Genomic DNA, 16,134 nt, shown 5'->3' on the forward strand with positions numbered 1-16,134 from the left:
ACCAGGTGCCGGGCCGGGCCGGTGTCAGCTGGGCTGGGCCGTCGGCATGACGAAGACCTGCGGGAGGTTGACGCGCAACGGCAGGGAGGCGATGAAGCCGACCGTCCGCGCGATGTCGTCCGGTATCAGCCAGTCGATGGTCTCCTTCGCCCCCTCGAGCCAGGCGAGCGCGCCGGGGTCCGTGACGTGGTCCTGCAGCTCCGTGCCGACGATCCCGGGTTCGATCGCCGAGACCCGCACGTTCTTCGGGCCGAGCTCCATACGGAGGTGCTTCGACAGATGCGAGACGAAGGCCTTGGTGCCGGCGTAGACGGCGAACGTCGGGTAGAGGTTCCGCGCGGCGCTCGACGACGTGTTGATCAGATCGGCCACGCCGCGCTCGGCGCCGGCCCGCACCAGCTGCGGGGTGAATGCGCCGATGACGTTCATCAGCCCGGAGATGTTCAGGTCGATCTGCTGCTGCCACTGGTCGGCGCGCAGCTCCTCGATCGGCGCGGGCAGCATGACGCCGGCGTTGTTGAAGAGCAGGTCGGCGCCGCCCAGCTCGGTCTCCACGCGGTCGGCGGCGGCCCGCACCGCGGCGGCGTCGGTCACGTCGACGGCGATCGCCACGGCGGTGCCGCCGTTCTTGCCGATACGCGCGACCAGGTCGTCCAGCCGCTCCGCGCGCCGCGCCAGCACGGCGACCTTGGCGCCGAGCGACGCGAGGTGTTCGGCCGACGCCTCGCCGATGCCGCTGGACGCGCCGGTGACGACGGCGACCCGGCCGTCCAGGGGCCTGGTGGAGGCCGTGCCAGAGGTCTTGGTGGTCATGAGGTGACACCTTCCGAAAAACGAGTGGGTACGGGCGGGGCCTCGGACGTCCGCCGTCGCGGCCCCTGTCATCAAGCAGACCACCGCGTCACCCGCCCGGACGGCCCGGAGGTGACCTTGGCGAGGCAGGTACTGACAGGGCCACCCACGCGGGCGCACGCCGAGTGCGAGCAGGCCAGACTGGGGGTATGGACCGCAGCAGCGAGATCGCCGACTTCCTGCGCACCCGTCGCGGGCGGGTCAGCCCCGAGTCGGCGGGGCTGCCCGCGGACGGGCGCCCCCGCCGGGTCCCCGGGCTGCGCCGGGAGGAGGTCGCCCGCCTGGCGGGCGTGAGCACCGAGTACTACACCCGGCTGGAGCAGGGCAGGGCCGCACACCCCTCACCCGAGGTGGTGGACGCCCTGGCCCGCGCCCTGCGCCTGGACGCCGCCGAGCGCGAGCACCTCACCAACCTCCTCGCCCGCCCGGGCGCGCGGCGGGCGCCGGTCGCGCCGCAGCGGGTTCGCCAGGGTCTGCACCTGATGCTCCAGACCCTGGACCACGTGCCCGCGTTCGTCATCGGCCGGCGCACCGACGTGCTCGCCTCCAACCACCTGGCCCGCGCCGTCCTCACCGACTTCGAGGCACTGCCCGTCCAGCGGCGCAACCTCGCCCGCTACTACCTGCTCGACCCCGAGGCCCGCGAGCGCACCGGTGACTGGGAGCAGATCGCGGCCGAGACCGTGGCCATGCTGCGGCTCGAAGCCGGCCGCTGCCCGCAGGACCGCCGGCTGGCCGACCTGATCGGCGAACTGACGCTCAAGTCACCGGAGTTCAGCACCTGGTGGAACGATCACCGTGTGCTGCGCCGCACCCACGGGAGCAAGCACTACCGGCACCCCCTCGTCGGCGACCTGCACTTCTCGTACGAGTCGCTGCAGCCACCCGGCGACGAGAACCAGACGCTGTGCGTCTACGTCCCGGAGCCGGGCACCACCACGGCCGAGTCCCTGCGCATTCTCAGCAGCTGGGCCCCGTACGCCGCACCGGAGGTCCATCCGGCCGGTCCCGGGATCTGAGCCCCCGGGATGCCGAACGGTGCGCCTTCGGCCGGGTGGCCGACGCGAGCGGGGCCGCCGGTGACGCCCGCCCAGGATGCGGCCGCGGGTGACCGGGCCGGACGTCTCGTGCGGCAGCCGTCGGACGGCGGGTCAGTCGGCGGCGAGCAGGTGGGCGGGGGCGATCCGGGACAGCCCCCGGATCGGCACGGTCAGAGCCGCGCTCACCAGGACGGTCGCGGCCAGCGTGGCCAGCAGCGCGGCGCCGGTGATCGCGAGGAGGTGTCCGTGCAGCAGGCCCTGGCCGAGCGACAGCACCACGAGCAGTCCGGCGACCGCGCCGGTCAGGCCGCCCAGCAGAGCCAGTCCGATCCCCTCGTAGAGGGTCAGCATGCCCAGTTGGCGGTTGGTCCAGCCGGTCGCCCGCAGCACCGCGAGATCGGCGGCGCGCTCGCGCTGCGAGATGATCAGTACGTCGATGGCGCCGGCGGCACCCAGCAGCAGGGAGAGAGCGACGCTGAGGTAGTCGGCCCCACGCGCCTGCGCGACCACGGCGTTGCCGAGCAGCGATCCGGCCGCCTCGCCGCGGAAGGCCAGGGTCAGGGCGAGCAGCACGGTGAACGCGGCCACTGCGAGCGCCAGCCCGGCGGCACCCAGCAGGGTGCGGCCCCTGACCCGCAGCAGGTTGAGCACGGCGAGTCCGGCCACCGAACCCACCGGGCGGGCGCGGCGGGCCGCGGTCACGGGGGGCCTGACGGCTTCCATCGGTCCCAGCCGGGTGGCGAGCCAGGCGGGGATGAGGCCCGCGGCCAGGGCCACGAGGAGTGCCACCGGCAGCACGAGGAGTGACTTGGCACCGGCATCGGGCTGCCCCAGCAAGCGGCCCAGCGCGTACGTGAGGACTGTGCCCACGGCCCCTGAGGCGAGGCCGATGACGGCCAGTTCGCCGAGGATGAGGCGGAGTACCTCGCCGCCGCTCCAGCCCAGGCAGCGCAGTGTGCCGATCTCGGCGCGGCGCGAGCGCACCGAGGCCAGTGCCGCCTGCCCGAGGAAGAGCGCGCACACGACGAGGACCAGGACGAAGAGCACCGCGCTCTTGGTGTCCACCGCCCGGAGGATGCGCAGTGCGACGCCCTTGGCGACCCAGCGCTCCGTCACGTGCGCCGAGGCATTCAGCGCCACCGTCTGCGGGGCGGGCGAGCTGCCGACGGTGACGTCGACCTGGAGCCGGGGGTAGGCGGCCCGGATCGCTCCGGCCACGGCGTTCACCCGCGCACGGGAGGCGGTGTCGACGCCGCTCACGCCGGCCACCCGGATCCTGATCGCGCTCACCGGCGCCTTGTCCTGAAGGCTCGCGACCCGGCGGCTCTTGGTGAGCGCGGTGATGGAGTCCATCGTCGTCAGCATGGTCGGCGGCGGGCTGACGTAACCGCCCAGGTTGCGGTCGGGCCGCAGCGGTCTGTCGTGGAGCGCCGCGCGCGTGGCCCGGTCCGCGCCGGTCACCTGGGGCGACTGGTAGGTCTCCAGCGGGACGCCGGACAGCGGTGAGAAGCCGCGCAGTTTGCCGGTGTCGTAGCGGCCGACCAGGTGGACGAAGGGATTGGGCAGACGCCCGGAGTCGGCGCGGTCGCAGTATCCCAGGCCGAGGCAGTCCGTGGAGGCGTGACTGATGACCTTGCGGTACTGCTCGCCCTGGTTCTCCTCGGGGACGAACGGGACCGGCTGCTCTCCCTGGTTGGTCACCCACAGGCCGGGCTTCTGCCGCGCCTGCGGCTGTACGGCGAGGTCGCCGTCGGGGGTACGGCGGTAGGTGACGGGACCGACCGTCCAGTAGGCGCCGGTGTCGAAGGAATCCTCCTGCAGCGCCTTCTTGTAGCCCTTGCTCAGATCGACGCCGACCTTGCCCACGCGGGTGCCGTGCAGGGAGCGGACGAAGCTCGCGGCGGCCGGGTTGCCGAGTTTCGACGGCAGCTTCGCCGGGTCGCCGACGTCGAGCCGCTCGACGGTGGCGTTGAGCGTTCCGGTGGTCAGTGGGCTGCTGCTGAGCATCGCGGGGATGTACGAGTCGCGCTGTCCGTGGATGCTCTTCGAGCGGGGCAGCACCCACGGCTTGTCGTGCTCGCTGAGCATCCGGCCCGAGGTGATCGTCGTGCCCAGGCCCACGAGCCGGTCCTCGGCCCTGGGGTCGATGGCGGACAGCAGGACGGGGTAACTGACCGGAACGTCGATGGTGGCCTTGTCCTGCCCGGACTGGCAGTTCATCCACGAGTTCAGGTCCGGGTCGAACGGCGACATCTTGCTGCGGTCCTCGGCGATGAGGTTCGGCCTCATCGGCAGTTCGAGGTTGAAGCGCGTTCGCTCGGTCTTGTCCCGGTTGAAGTAGAAGCAGACGTCGTACTTTCCCTTCAGCAGATAGCGCCGGGTGCTCTTGTCGACGGCGCCCTTTTCCAGGGTGTCGGACAGGAAGACGTGGTCCGACGAGGACCCCGATGTCAGCGGGCTGCGGGTGAGGTAGACGTACTCGTCGGAGGTGCGGTAGGTGCCCAGTCCGGCCGTGAGCGTCGGGCTGATCCGCAGGATCTGACGGGACGCCTTGCCGTCCAGGAAGCGGGAGACGTCCACGGTGACGGTGCTCATCACCATGAGGTAGCCGATGTTGGCGACGGGCGCGGCCACGTCGACTCCGGCCATGCCGCGGATGCGCCGGTACTGGTCCATGGTGATGCCGCCGAACGTGCCGGACAGGAAGTTCGGCACGACCAGTCCGCTCTGCCGTTCCACGTCCGTCTGCGAGTTCGGCGGCCGCACCAGGACGTCGTACGCGGAGCGTGCGTTCCTGCCCACCGTGCCCACGGTGGTCGCCCTGCTGGTGCTCACCGTCGCGGTCAGCAGGGTGAAACTGGTCGCCGCCACCAGGATGCCGGCGGCCAGCGCCAGCGCTCGCCCGCGCCGCCGACGGAGCTGCTCGAGAACGATCGTCATCACGGGCGCAGGCCCCCCAGCCGGTCCAGCACGTCGCCGGACGGCGTGACCCGCTGGTCGGAGGTGATCCTGCCGTCCTGCAGGCGCACCACCCGGTCGCCGCCCGCGGCGACCTCCATGTCGTGGGTGGCGATCAGCATCGTCATCCCGTACCGCTCGCGCAGCGTCATCAGCAGGTCGATGATCTCCCGGCCGATGACACTGTCCAGGTTGCCCGTCGGCTCGTCGGCCAGCAGCAGCCCCGGCCGGTTGACCAACGCGCGTGCGACGGCGACGCGTTGCTGCTGGCCGCCCGACAGCTGCGAGGGCAGGGCGCCGGCCCGGTCTCCCAGGCCGACCGCTTCGAGCAGTTCCATGCCGCGTTCACGCCGGTCGAAGTCCACTCTGCGCGGCAGTACGGGGGCGAGTACGTTGTCCAGCACGGTCAGCGCGGGCAGCAGGTGGAAACGCTGGAAGACGAAGCCCACACGTCGCCGGTGTTCGTCCAGGTTCCGCGGCGCCAGCTTTTTGCCGTCGATCTCGACGTGCCCCTCGTCGGGACGGTCCATGCCGCCCGTCACGTGCAGCACGGTGGACTTGCCGGCACCAGAGGGCCCGGTCAGCATCACCACCTCGCCGGCCGGAACCTCCAGGTCGACCCCGTCCAGGGCGGTCAGCCCCGGGTACCGGCGGCTCACCCCGCGCAACGCCACGCTCACAGCCATAGATGCAGCCTCGTCTCGCCCATACATTGCCACAATGCACGGGTATATTGTCACAATGCAGAAGGGAGGTACATGCCACTCCATCACGCCGTGCTCGCACTGCTGACCCAGCGGCCCAGCCACGGGTACGAACTCAAGGCCCGGTTCGAGGAGGCCATCGGGCCGCAGTGGGGTGGCCTGAACATCGGGCACCTCTACCAGATCCTCGAACGGCTGGTCCGTGACGGCTACGTCTCACGTGCCCAGGTCACTCAGGCCGACCGACCCGACAAGAACCTCTACACACTCACCGACGCCGGCAGGACCGAACTGGACACGTGGGCGACGACCGCCTGGGTGCGCGTCGGCGGATTCCGCGACGAACTGTTCCTCAAACTCTTCGGCGCCGTCGCCCTGGGCCCACAGGCCCTGACCACACTGCTCGAAGCCCAGCGGCAGACGTACCTGTCCGAACTCGCCGGCCTGGCACAGCAACGCCGGGCTCACGCCGCCGAGCCGCTGGTCGCCGTCCTCATCGACGCCGCCATCGCGCACACCAAGGCCGACCTCGCACTGCTGGACAGCGCCGCGCAGCATCTGGCGCCGCTCGCCGAGGCTCACGGCGCACAGGCCTCGCAGCGTTCGCAGCCGCCCGGGCACGGCGACGCGGACGCCACCAGGGGCGACGGCGGCCACGACGGTGCGGAGGGGCCCCGGGCGGAGTCCGCATAGCCGACGGGAGAAGACCGTCCACCCCGCCGGCCGAACGGCGCGTGCCGCAACTCCGCACGAACAGACGCTCCCGCGCATCGACCAGAACCGCCGAAAGGCATCGAGCAGCACCCTGCAAGCCGACATCTGCAACACCCGCGAGCCGCCCAGGGTTCGACGCCAGAGCCGGCACACACCGATGACCGTGCCAGGTGATCCCGCGGCCGGGCAGCCGTAAGCCCGGGTCGGCTCAGCCGATCCAGCGTGCCCTGTCTCCGACATGGACCTGGCCCGGTGTCTCGACCGCCACGTACACCCCCAGGACGTTGCCCAACTCGCGGGCGACCCAGCGCAGCACGGAGCGGTCGTGCGGAACGGACGGAGTCTTCCTTGGTGATCATCACGCAGCGCTCACAGCCCTCGGTGAAACGCAACCGCAGCGAGCCGATGGCCATCCGGCGGCCGATCCAGCCATTTTCGGGGTATCTGCCCCCCTGGCCTCCGCCCGCCTCTGCGACCCGCATCCATCGCACCCCTCGTCACGGCTTCCCAACGACCACAGCGATCGCTGCAGCCGACAGACCAACGACATGAACGCCGGTGGAACTCCGGCACACCCCCCGATACGACGGCGTTCGTGCCGTCGTCCGACCGGGCCGGTGCCGGTTCGGTCCATGGCCCCTGGGTCAGGCCGTGGCCTCGACCAGCCGCTTCATGCCGGGCTGGTCGGTCACACAGCCGACCAGCCCGAGCGCTCGGGCCAGCGCCAGGTCGCGCTCGTCGTTGACGGTCCAGGCCATCACGTCGATGCCGGCGGCGGCGCACTTCTCCACGATGGCCTGGTTCAGCTGGCGCAGCTCCACGCTGACCAGAGTGGATCCGACCTTCCGGGCGCGGCCGACGAAGGTGTCGCGGTGTGCGCTGGGGCCCGCCACCAGCACGGTGCGGGCCTGGGGCAGCAGGTTGCGGATCTCGATCAGCGCCGCGTCGTGGAACGACAGCACGGAGACCCGGTCCAGCAGGCGGCGGTCGGTGAGCGCCTTGGCCAGCGACCGGGCGGCGGCCGTGTCCTTGATCTCCGCCTGGATCGGCAGTGTCGGCCCGACGGCGTCCACTACCTCGCCGAACGTGGGGATGCGCTCACCGCGGCCGGCGTCGAGCTTCTTGAGGTCGAGCAGGTCCTGGTCGGCGATGGGACCGGTGCCGTCCGTCGTGCGGTCCAGTGTCTCGTCGTGCATGACGACCAGCTCGCCGTCCTTGCTCAGGTGCAGGTCCAGTTCGATGCCGTCCAGCCCTTCGCGTTCGGCCCGCAGGAAGGAGCGCAGGGTGTTCTCCGGCTCGGCGGCCATGACACCGCGGTGACCGATGGTGAAGAAAGACACTCGGTAGCCGTCCTTGGGTGAGGTGGTCCGGGGCAGCGGCCTACGGCCGCAGGGTGCCGTACCCCGCCGGACAGCGGGCGGACCACCCGTCGCAGCGCCCCAGCCTAATGAGCCTTTCAGGCCGCGCAACTCCGGCACGCTGCGGGAAGCGGCCCGGCGGCCGTCGTCACCGTGGAAGAAGACCACGGTCGCGCCCGCAGGGCCTGCCCCCACCGGGCCCGGCGGGTCGTACTCGCCCGATGGCAGGGCCGACGGCCGGCCTGGCCCCGTGCCGCCGCGGCCCGGGCGGGTCACCGAACTGCTTCCTGGTCAGCGTCGGCCGGGACAGCGTCGTCGCCGCCCTGAGTCAGCGGGGTGTCTCTCGGGTCGTCCCAGGTGTCCGGGACCAAGGCCATGCGGGTTCCCATCTCCAGCTCCTGGACGGCGTGTAATGGTGGGGGTCGGGTATGGGAACTGTCCGCATGCCTGGCCGGCTCGCCCTTGGGGCGGGTCAGTTTGGGCCGTCTTGAGCTGCGGACAGGTCGTGAGCTTCACGGAGGGTCTCACCTGCAGTCGAGTTCGCGCCGGCGCACATCTGACCGATTGCTTGGTCAGTCAGCGATCGGATCAAGCGTCCCGGACCGTTGTTCGGGCAAGCAGCGAGAAGCTGACGTTCGAGGGCCACGCTTTCAGCCAGGGCCGGAATGGCCTTCTCGGTGAACTGCTGCGGGATGCAGTCGAAGGCGACCGATTGGCGGATGTTGCGGCGGCGCAGGAGGGTCCCGACCTCGGCCAACTGTGCGGGATCGAGCGCGGACCGGTCTCCGGCCGCCGAGATCGCGTCGTCGATGGCCTCGCGTCCAGCGCGGTAGGCCTGCCGGACACTGAAGGACCACCTGTGAAAGCTCACCCCGAGTACCGGCTGGAGGGCCCGGGGATCTGGACTGACGCCGATCGGGGTCGTCCGACCGCCGCTGATGCGCTCGTCCCGGGCCCCAGACCGGGCGAACAATGCGGCCTGGACGGCCTGATGGAATCCGGAGTTCCCACGGTCGCCTTCGGGCGGAAGCAGGTCGCAGGCGGCGATGGCTTCGTCCAGGAGCTTGCCGGCTTCCTGGCGACGTCCGGTGTCGGCGAACCGGAGTGAGACCCCCGCGAGCCAGATCGCCAGTCCGGGCAGACGCCGGGGATCGGCTGCGGCCATGCGGCGCTTGAACTGGAGCGCGTTGCGTTCGATCTCCAGGCTCGCGTCGGTCTGCCCGGCCAGATCGAGGTAGATCGCCAGATCGAGCAGCGACCACACGACGCCATCGGGTGAGGGGCAGCCTCCAGGGCCGCCCGCCGCGCGGTGAATGTCAACCACCTCGCGTTGTACGGTAACGGCCCGCTCGAACTGGCCGGCCTCGGCAAGGCCGTGAGCGAACGCGCCGAGGATCTGCAGCTCTTTGTCTCCGTCCTCGCGTGGCACCCGGGTTGTCCGGCGGACCAGCGAGCCATCGTTCCCAGATGGACTGCGCGTATTGCGGAACGGGCGTGAAGAACTCTTCGTCGAGCTCCAGGTCGATCAGATCCGTTCCGTAGGAGGATGGGCGCCAGGCGCTGACTCGGCTCGCGCCCCGGAAGTGGCACGGGGCGGCCGCGGTTCAGCCGAGGTCGAGCTGGATCACTTCGTTCGTCACCGGAACGAGGCACCGGGTCGCACTGCACGCCCCATAGCTGACGATCACGTCAGCCTGGTGGGAGCCGGTCCTGCGGACCGGCAAGGTGAACGTCACGGGACCGTCAGGGTAGACGGGAAGCTCGGTCGAGAGTCCTCTGAGCCGAAGGTGACGGATCGCCTGATGCGCGGTCGGTTTGCCCATGGCGCCGAGACCTCCCGCCACGGAGAGTCTGGTCGGGACCCCCAATCCATCGACGCCCTGAGGGGGAAGATCGATGCTGTAGAGGTGGAACCCGGTCTGCCGCGGACTGAAGGTCGCTCTGATCTCGTCCCCGCCGCCGGACGCAGGGAGGAGGGTGACCTTGACGGTGACCCCGTTCGCGGTGGCGTGTGCGGTAGGCGCTGGTGACGGGGCTGCCCCACAGCCGCCGAGCACAAGGGTCCCCACCGCGGCCACGGCCACGGCGGCGCCGCGCCACGACGAGGCCCTCACCGGTTCTCGGTGTGCGCCCACTGGGCCAGGAATGCCCTGACCTGGCCCGGGTTCATGGAGCGGGCGTTGGCGAAGGCCCCGTCATTGGTCGCGGTTCGCACGACGCCGTTCGGCTTCAGGACCGCCAGAGCCGGGATTCCGCTGGTCTGCAGGTCGACGTACCGGCCGGCGAGGCCGAGGTTGTGGTTGAACTGGCCCACGTCGACGGCGACCACGATGTAGTCCTTCTTCAGCAGCGGTTCGACCTGCGCCGAGCGGAACATCGTGTCCAGCACGCGGCAGTCCGGGCACCAGTTGGCACCGAAGTCGAGGAGAACTTCCCGGTGGTCCTTCGCCGCTTCGGCAAGCCCGGCGCGGATGTCGGCCTTCGCGTTGCGCGTGGCGTCGTATCCGTCGGGGATGGCCTGAGCGGCCGCCGAAGTCGTCACGCTGGTGGGGCTGCTGCCGGCCGAGGCAGTCGTGGAGGGCGCTGCGGTCGTGGTGGAGTGCGGCGTTGCAGGAGAGTGCGATGCCTGCGCCTTCGGACTGGTCGCAGCGCACCCTGCGGTGAACGCCACGGCTGCCATGGCTGTTGTCATCCCGAAACATATGCGGCGCATGGGTGCCCTCTCCTGAGTGATCAGCCGCAGGAGCATAGCGTGCCGTCACGAAGGATGCGGTTCTGGCCGTACAGGAGCGGCATGAGTGCTCGGGAGGGAATGTCATGTCGTAGCGCTGGGCAGGTAGGTGTCCGGCACCGGCTGTGAGCAGTTCCGCAGACCGTGCGGCGGGCGGCCTTGCGCTCCCGGTTCCTCAGTCGGCTGCGGCGCTCAGGCGTTCATCCGGCGCCCGCTCCACCGGAAGGTGACTGTGGCAGGCCGTTGAACCGGTCGGCCAGGATCATCGCCACATCGTCCGCCAGATCGCCGCCGGTGTGGCGGATCAATGCCTGGTGCAGTTGCTGCAGGAAGTCCGAAGGGGCGGGGCCGGCGCCTATCGCCTCCATGGCCTTCGGCAGAGCGAAGAAGTCGCCGTCGCCATCGCGGGCCTCGATCACACCGTCGGTGTACAGCAGCAGACGGTCACCGGGGATGAACGCACGGCTCTCGGGCTTCTCGGGGAGACTGGGGATGAGGTCTTCCAGGCCCAGAGGCGGCGACGGCACGCTCGGCATCAGCGGCGCGGCACTGCCCCGGTGCAGCAGCAGCGGTGGCGGATGTCCGCGGTTGACCAGTTGCACCACGGGCTCGTCCGGCACCTGCGCGATGAGGGCCGTGGTGAACCCTTCCAGCACCACCTCCTGGCCATACGCACCCGGAACGGCGAGTTCCCGGCGCAGCGCGGCCGAGCAGCGGTTCATCACCTCCACGAGGTCATCCTCGTAGTGCACGGCCTCGCGGAACGCGCCCAGCGCCACCGCGACGGCCCGCACCGCGGTCAGCCCCTTGCCCCGGACGTCCCCGACGATCATCCGGACGCCGTAGCGCGTCTGCACGGCCTCGTACAGATCACCGCCCACCCGCGCCCCCGTCCCCGCCGCGAGGCACAGGCTGCCGGTCCGCAGCGGACCCAAGCGCGCCGGCACGGGTCGCAGCACAACCTCCTGCGCCGCCACGGCGATGCGGCGCACCTGGTCCAGCTCTCTCTGCCGGCGCAGCTGCACAGCGCGGCTGGCGATGAAGCCGGCCACGGAGACCAGGGCCAGAGCCAGGAAGTTGGTGTAGACCTGCAGGGTGCCCCAGGCGCCGTTCCACACCGCGGTGGTCACACTGACCGCCAGCGCCAGCGCCGCCGCCGCGGTGGTGCCCCGGGGCCCCAAGGTCACTGCCGCCAGCGCCGGGATCGCGGTGAGGAAGGGCCCGGTATAGATGAAGTGCGCGGGCGTGAGCTCCACGACCAGCACGGCCAGCGCGATCAGAAAGGGCACGCCCTGCATCAGCACGAGGAAGGCCCGGCCATGACCGCCTGCTCCCGGCAGCCGCCAGAGACGCCGAAGCACCTGCATGCACCAAGCTTGCCTCGCCGAAACCGACCACTCCACCCGGCAGTGCGGCTGATGGTTGCCAACGGTGATCTCGCCGGGTGGGACGGGGTGGGACGGCGAGGCACGGGTGAGTGGGGCCATGGATCACTCCCGGCAGCCCCTGTGCAACTGCTGCACGATCCAGAGGACGGGCCCTGCGGTCTGCCGGCCGATGTCAGAGTCCGAACGCTCTGGTCACCTGCTCTTCGAGGTCCTCTTCGGTCATCGTCGTGGCTACCGGGATGGTGCGCAGTTGGAGACGCTCGGCTTCCTTCCGTACGCGCTGGGTGAACATGTGGTCACGCTCTACGAGATTTCGAGCGGCCTTTGCCGGATCGCTGGTCCGCCATACAAACCCCTCCCCCGGTGCGGCCCGGGTCTGGAAGGCGTCCTGACGGAAATCAGGTGTGGGAAGGAGCCAGACGGCGTGCTCAGGAGCAGCGAGCAGCGGCTTCACGAGGTGCGGCAGCAGCCGGAAGCCCTCGACGATGACGCACGGTTCCCGGGGCAGGCGAAGAAGGTCTTCGATGATCAATTCGAAGCCCTCGCCCCGGAACCAATGGAATGTCTCCAGCATGGTGTCCGGCGACCGGTTCACCCATCGCTCGTCCATGTCCATGGCGATGAACTCGTGCAGGAGGGGGGCCTGTTCGGGCGTGGTCCGTCCGGCGTGGTCCTGCATCACGTCGTCGGTCGCGTAGCGGCGCCAACCGTAACGGTCGGCGAGCCGGCCGGCGATCGTCGACTTGCCCGCCCCGCTCCCGCCGCCAATCCAGTACACGTGTCGCAGCCGCGCAGGAAGCTCTGCGGCATCGGCGACCTCTTCGTACCGTCCGGGCTGCATTCCTCTCCCATCGTCCGCCTTCTGTCCGCCTTCTGTCCGACAGAACGACCAAGGCAAGCTCATTGTGATCACCGTTGTCCATCCCGACGGCCCGCGCCGCCGCGGCCGCGCTGCCGGCTGCGGGTGGGCGTGCCGTGGTGGACCTGCTGCGACGGTGGGACGGAGGTGGGGAGTCCCGGCCACTCGCGCTGAGGCTTCGGCAGCCGGCTCCCGGTGTTGAGTGCAGGCCCCGAAAGGGGCTTGGCACGCGACCCCCCACCATTTATCGTCATGCTGACACTTACTGGGCAAGGAGCTCTGCATGGCTGTCAGCGACGTCCTGGGCGATATCGTCGCGCCTTTGAACACCGTGTTGTTCGACTTCGGCCGCGATGCGGTGACCTGGGCGGAGCTGCTCGGCTTCGCCACGGGAGCGGCCTGCGTCTGGCTGACCGTCAGGGCGAGGATCGCCAACTTCCCTGTCGGCATCGCCAACAACCTTTTCTTCCTGGTCCTGTTCTGGAGCGCCCGACTGTATGCCGACGCCGTACTGCAGGTCGTGTACCTGGTGCTGGCCGCCGTCGGCTGGTGGACCTGGCTGCGCGGCGGCGAGAGCCGCTCCGCCCGCCGGATGGGCCACGCCTCAGCGCGTACGGTCGTCGTCCTGTTGCTGCTCGTCGTGCCCGTGACCTGGAACCTGACCGCAATACTGACCCGCGCCCACGACATGGCGCCGTTCTGGGACGCCCTGACCACCGCGCTGTCGCTGGCCGCCCAGTGGCTGCTCAACACCAAGTCCTATGAGACCTGGTACTTCTGGATCGCCGCGGACGTGGTCTACATCCCGCTGTACTTCGCCAAGGTGCTCTACCTGACGGGCGTCGTCTACGTGCTCTTCCTGACGATGTGCCTCCTCGGAGCCCGCAGTTGGCGCCAGGTGCTGGCCGCCGGCCGGACGGCCGCCGCAACGGACCTGGTGCGAGCATGACGGCCCCCTTCGGCCACGGTCTGGTCATCGGCAAGTTCTACCCTCCGCATGCCGGTCACCACTTCCTGGTGCGCACCGCGGCGAGCAGTTGCCGTCGCGTCACCGTCGTGGTGATGGCAGCCGACGTGGAGTCGATACCGCTGGCCGACCGGGTCGGCTGGCTGCGCGAGGAGTACGCGGACCGTCCCCATGTGGCCATCACCGGGATCGCCGACAACATCCCGGTGGACTACGACAGCGACAGCGTCTGGGCCGGGCACGTGGCCCTGATGCGCGAGGCGGTGGCCGGGGCGCCGCACGCGGCCGTCGGGGTGGACGCGGTGTTCACCTCGGAACCCTACGGCGCCGAACTGGCACGCCGGTTCGGCGCGGCGGACGTACGCCTGGACGGTGCGCGAGAGACTTTCGCCATCTCCGCGACCGCCATCCGCAGCGACCCGGTGGGCCACTGGGACCAACTGCAGCCGCCGGTGCGGGCCTGGTTCGCCCGGCGGGTGGTGGTCCTCGGCGCCGAGTCCACCGGCACCACCACCCTCTCCCGCGACCTGGCCGAGGCACTGCGCACCTGCGGCGGTCCGCATGCGCTCACCCGGTGGGTCCCCGAATACGGACGCGAACTGACCGTCGCCAAGCTCGCGGTGGCCCGTGCGCTGGCCGCCCGCCGCGGTCGTGCGGAGCCCACAGTCTGCGACCTGGAGTGGAGCGACGCCGACTTCGAGGCCGTCGCCGCCCGCCAATCGGCCGAGGAGGAACAAGCGGCAAGAACCGGCGGGCCCGTGCTGGTCTGCGACACCGACGCGCTGGCCACCACCGTCTGGCAGGAGCGCTACGTCGGCCGCACCACCGAAGCGGTGCGGGCACTGGCCAACGCCATGCCCTCCAGAGCGCTGTATCTGCTCACCGACCACGAGGACGTGCCCTTCGACGACGACGGCCTGCGCGACGGCGAGGCGCTGCGGCCCTGGATGACCGAGCGGTTCCGCAAGGTGCTCTCCGATCGAGGTGCGCCCTGGCAGGAGGTGCGCGGCGACCGCCCGACCCGGCTGCGACTCGCCCTGGAGGCAGTCGACCGGCTGCTCGAACACGGCTGGCGACTGGCCGACCCGCTCGGCTGAGGCCGGCAGCACGGTGATGGGGCTCAGTGGTGCCCGTGGGCCGCACGCCGTCGTAGCGGCCTGCCGGCCCGTCGTGGCCTCGCTCCCGTCGGGGGACGCTGCCCTTCAGCGCGCCGCCTGGTCCGGAGGGTGGGGCATCGGCGGAGTGCAGACGGTTCGGCTGGGCAGGGAGGTGTGGGTGATGGCGAGCAGGGCCACGTCGTCGGTGACCTGACCGCGAGTGTGACGGTCGACGTCGGCGACGACGATGGCGAGGAGCTCGTCCGGGCTGCGGAGGCATTGGCCGCTGAGCCGCTCGGCGGGATCGTAGAACGTACCGTTCATGTCCCGGGCCTCGGTGACCCCGTCGGTGTACAGCAGCAGGGTGGCTCCCGGGGGGAATGCCACGGTGTCGGTGGGGGCGGCCTCGGCGCCCAGCGGTGCCAGGCCCAGGGGCAGGGCGGGCCGGGAGGGCTCCAGCAGGCGCACGGAGCCCTGCAGCAGGAGCAGCGGGGCCGGATGCCCGCGGTTGACCAGCCGTACCCGATCACCCGACCGTGGGATCTCGGTCAGCACGGCGGTGGTGAAGTCCTCGACCTGGTCCAGCCCCTCCCGATGTGCGGCTTCGCGGAGCAACGTCTGCTCGATCCACTCCGCGAGCCCGGTCAGTGTGGGCTCCCGCTGGGCCCCTTCCCGGAAGGCGCCCAGCACCACGGTGACCGCCTCGACCGCGCCCATTCCCTTGCCGCGGACGTCACCGATCAGACAGCGCACCCCGTACGGAGTGTCCTGCACCGCATACAGGTCGCCACCGAGTTGCGCGTCGGTCTGGGCGGCCTCGTAGCGTGCGGCGATGCGCAGCGGCCCGATCTGCGAAGGCGGCTGCGGCAGCACCGCGCGCTGCACGGCGGCAGCGATGCCTCGCACCGACCGCAGCCGCATCTCCCGGCGGTGCAGCAGACGGTTCAGGAAGACGGCGAGAACCGACATCGTGGCGACCGAGATCCAGTCGCTGAAGGCACCCCAGTCGCCGAGCAGGCCGAAATGCGCGAGCACCGCCAGGTCGGCGGCGGACGCGGCCAGACCGACCAGCACGGTCCCCCACAGCGACACCAGCGGCGCGGCGACAACCGGGGCCGCCGAGAAGCACGCCGCGGCGCTGACATCCTCGGGCGTGGCCAGGTCCAAGGCCACACCGAGGACGAGCAGGAGCAGGGGCAGCAGGCGGATTCCCCTCGGAAATTCGCCTGGGCGGCTCCGGCCCTCGCCCGGCTCCGTCACCTGCTGCTCCCTGGGTTGATGTGGGCTTGTCCTTCCACGTTCCCCGATGCCGGTCGGAGCCTGCCAGCCGAGCACGAGGCCATCCGGGACGGCGCTGGAGGCCACGGGCGCACTTCAGGGATCCGGGGGCCGAGGGCCTCCGGGCCGGCAGAGCGGGGAAACTCCGCAGCCGCCCGCGGCCGGTCCCTGGTCCCGACCTTGCCAGA

The 16,134-nt window shown here is 70.7% G+C and carries 14 protein-coding genes; 4 read left to right on the forward strand and 10 right to left on the reverse strand.

Going from position 1 to position 16,134, the window contains the following annotated elements; translation table 11 throughout:
* Nucleotides 1-24: 24 nt before the first annotated feature.
* Nucleotides 25-813 (reverse strand): SDR family oxidoreductase, encoded by a 789-nt coding sequence (locus ACLU3S_RS01065; protein ID WP_413949750.1) that lies wholly within the window; start codon nucleotides 811-813, stop codon nucleotides 25-27.
* A 188-nt stretch (nucleotides 814-1,001) separates the two neighbouring features.
* On the opposite strand from ACLU3S_RS01065, the gene ACLU3S_RS01070 reads away from it, so the two are divergent.
* Nucleotides 1,002-1,871: a helix-turn-helix transcriptional regulator gene (locus ACLU3S_RS01070; protein ID WP_413949751.1), complete on the forward strand. Its 870-nt coding sequence runs from the start codon at nucleotides 1,002-1,004 to the stop codon at nucleotides 1,869-1,871.
* A 132-nt stretch (nucleotides 1,872-2,003) separates the two neighbouring features.
* Here ACLU3S_RS01070 and ACLU3S_RS01075 read toward each other — a convergent pair whose 3' ends face one another.
* Together ACLU3S_RS01075 and ACLU3S_RS01080 are read right to left on the reverse strand one after the other, a co-directional pair.
* Nucleotides 2,004-4,832, reverse strand: coding sequence for an FtsX-like permease family protein (locus tag ACLU3S_RS01075; protein WP_413949752.1), 2,829 nt, complete (start codon nucleotides 4,830-4,832; stop codon nucleotides 2,004-2,006).
* Complete coding sequence (locus tag ACLU3S_RS01080) at nucleotides 4,832-5,536, reverse strand: ABC transporter ATP-binding protein (RefSeq protein WP_413949753.1); 705 nt, start codon at nucleotides 5,534-5,536, stop codon at nucleotides 4,832-4,834. The genes ACLU3S_RS01075 and ACLU3S_RS01080 overlap by 1 nt, the downstream gene beginning before the upstream one ends.
* 72 nt (nucleotides 5,537-5,608) lie before the next feature.
* Between ACLU3S_RS01080 and ACLU3S_RS01085 the strand changes: the two genes are divergently transcribed.
* Nucleotides 5,609-6,247 (forward strand): PadR family transcriptional regulator, encoded by a 639-nt coding sequence (locus ACLU3S_RS01085; protein ID WP_413949754.1) that lies wholly within the window; start codon nucleotides 5,609-5,611, stop codon nucleotides 6,245-6,247.
* A gap of 665 nt (nucleotides 6,248-6,912) precedes the next feature.
* Here the strand turns inward: ACLU3S_RS01085 and ACLU3S_RS01090 are convergent.
* From ACLU3S_RS01090 to ACLU3S_RS01115, 6 genes are all read right to left on the reverse strand, one after another.
* Nucleotides 6,913-7,608, reverse strand: a complete 696-nt coding sequence (locus ACLU3S_RS01090) for a glycerophosphodiester phosphodiesterase (RefSeq protein WP_413949755.1) — start codon at nucleotides 7,606-7,608, stop codon at nucleotides 6,913-6,915.
* 490 nt (nucleotides 7,609-8,098) lie between these two features.
* Nucleotides 8,099-9,055 (reverse strand): tetratricopeptide repeat protein, encoded by a 957-nt coding sequence (locus tag ACLU3S_RS01095; RefSeq protein ID WP_413949756.1) that lies wholly within the window; start codon nucleotides 9,053-9,055, stop codon nucleotides 8,099-8,101.
* A gap of 175 nt (nucleotides 9,056-9,230) precedes the next feature.
* On the reverse strand, nucleotides 9,231-9,449 hold the full coding sequence (locus ACLU3S_RS01100; protein ID WP_413949757.1) for a hypothetical protein: 219 nt from the start codon (nucleotides 9,447-9,449) through the stop codon (nucleotides 9,231-9,233).
* Between the two features lie 287 nt (nucleotides 9,450-9,736).
* On the reverse strand, nucleotides 9,737-10,168 hold the full coding sequence (locus ACLU3S_RS01105) for a thioredoxin family protein (protein ID WP_413949758.1): 432 nt from the start codon (nucleotides 10,166-10,168) through the stop codon (nucleotides 9,737-9,739).
* 389 nt (nucleotides 10,169-10,557) lie between these two features.
* Entirely contained in the window at nucleotides 10,558-11,844 is a 1,287-nt protein-coding gene (locus tag ACLU3S_RS01110) for a PP2C family protein-serine/threonine phosphatase (protein WP_413949759.1), read from the reverse strand.
* Between the two features lie 73 nt (nucleotides 11,845-11,917).
* Complete coding sequence (locus ACLU3S_RS01115) at nucleotides 11,918-12,586, reverse strand: hypothetical protein (RefSeq protein ID WP_413949760.1); 669 nt, start codon at nucleotides 12,584-12,586, stop codon at nucleotides 11,918-11,920.
* Nucleotides 12,587-12,887: 301 nt separating this feature from the next.
* Here ACLU3S_RS01115 and pnuC point away from each other — a divergent pair, with 301 nt between their 5' ends.
* A complete protein-coding gene (gene pnuC, locus ACLU3S_RS01120; protein ID WP_413949761.1) occupies nucleotides 12,888-13,553 on the forward strand; it encodes a nicotinamide riboside transporter PnuC in 666 nt (221 codons plus the stop codon).
* Nucleotides 13,550-14,668, forward strand: a complete 1,119-nt coding sequence (locus ACLU3S_RS01125; protein WP_413949762.1) for an AAA family ATPase — start codon at nucleotides 13,550-13,552, stop codon at nucleotides 14,666-14,668. Before pnuC ends, ACLU3S_RS01125 begins: the two co-directional genes overlap by 4 nt.
* 105 nt (nucleotides 14,669-14,773) lie before the next feature.
* Here the strand turns inward: ACLU3S_RS01125 and ACLU3S_RS01130 are convergent, their stop codons facing one another.
* The gene (locus ACLU3S_RS01130; RefSeq protein WP_413949763.1) at nucleotides 14,774-15,928 is read right to left on the reverse strand and encodes a PP2C family protein-serine/threonine phosphatase; all 1,155 of its coding nucleotides are present in this window, start codon (nucleotides 15,926-15,928) and stop codon (nucleotides 14,774-14,776) included.
* Nucleotides 15,929-16,134 lie beyond the last annotated feature (206 nt).

Source organism: Streptomyces sp. AF1A, assembly GCF_047340315.1.
Lineage (GTDB): Bacteria > Actinomycetota > Actinomycetes > Streptomycetales > Streptomycetaceae > Streptomyces.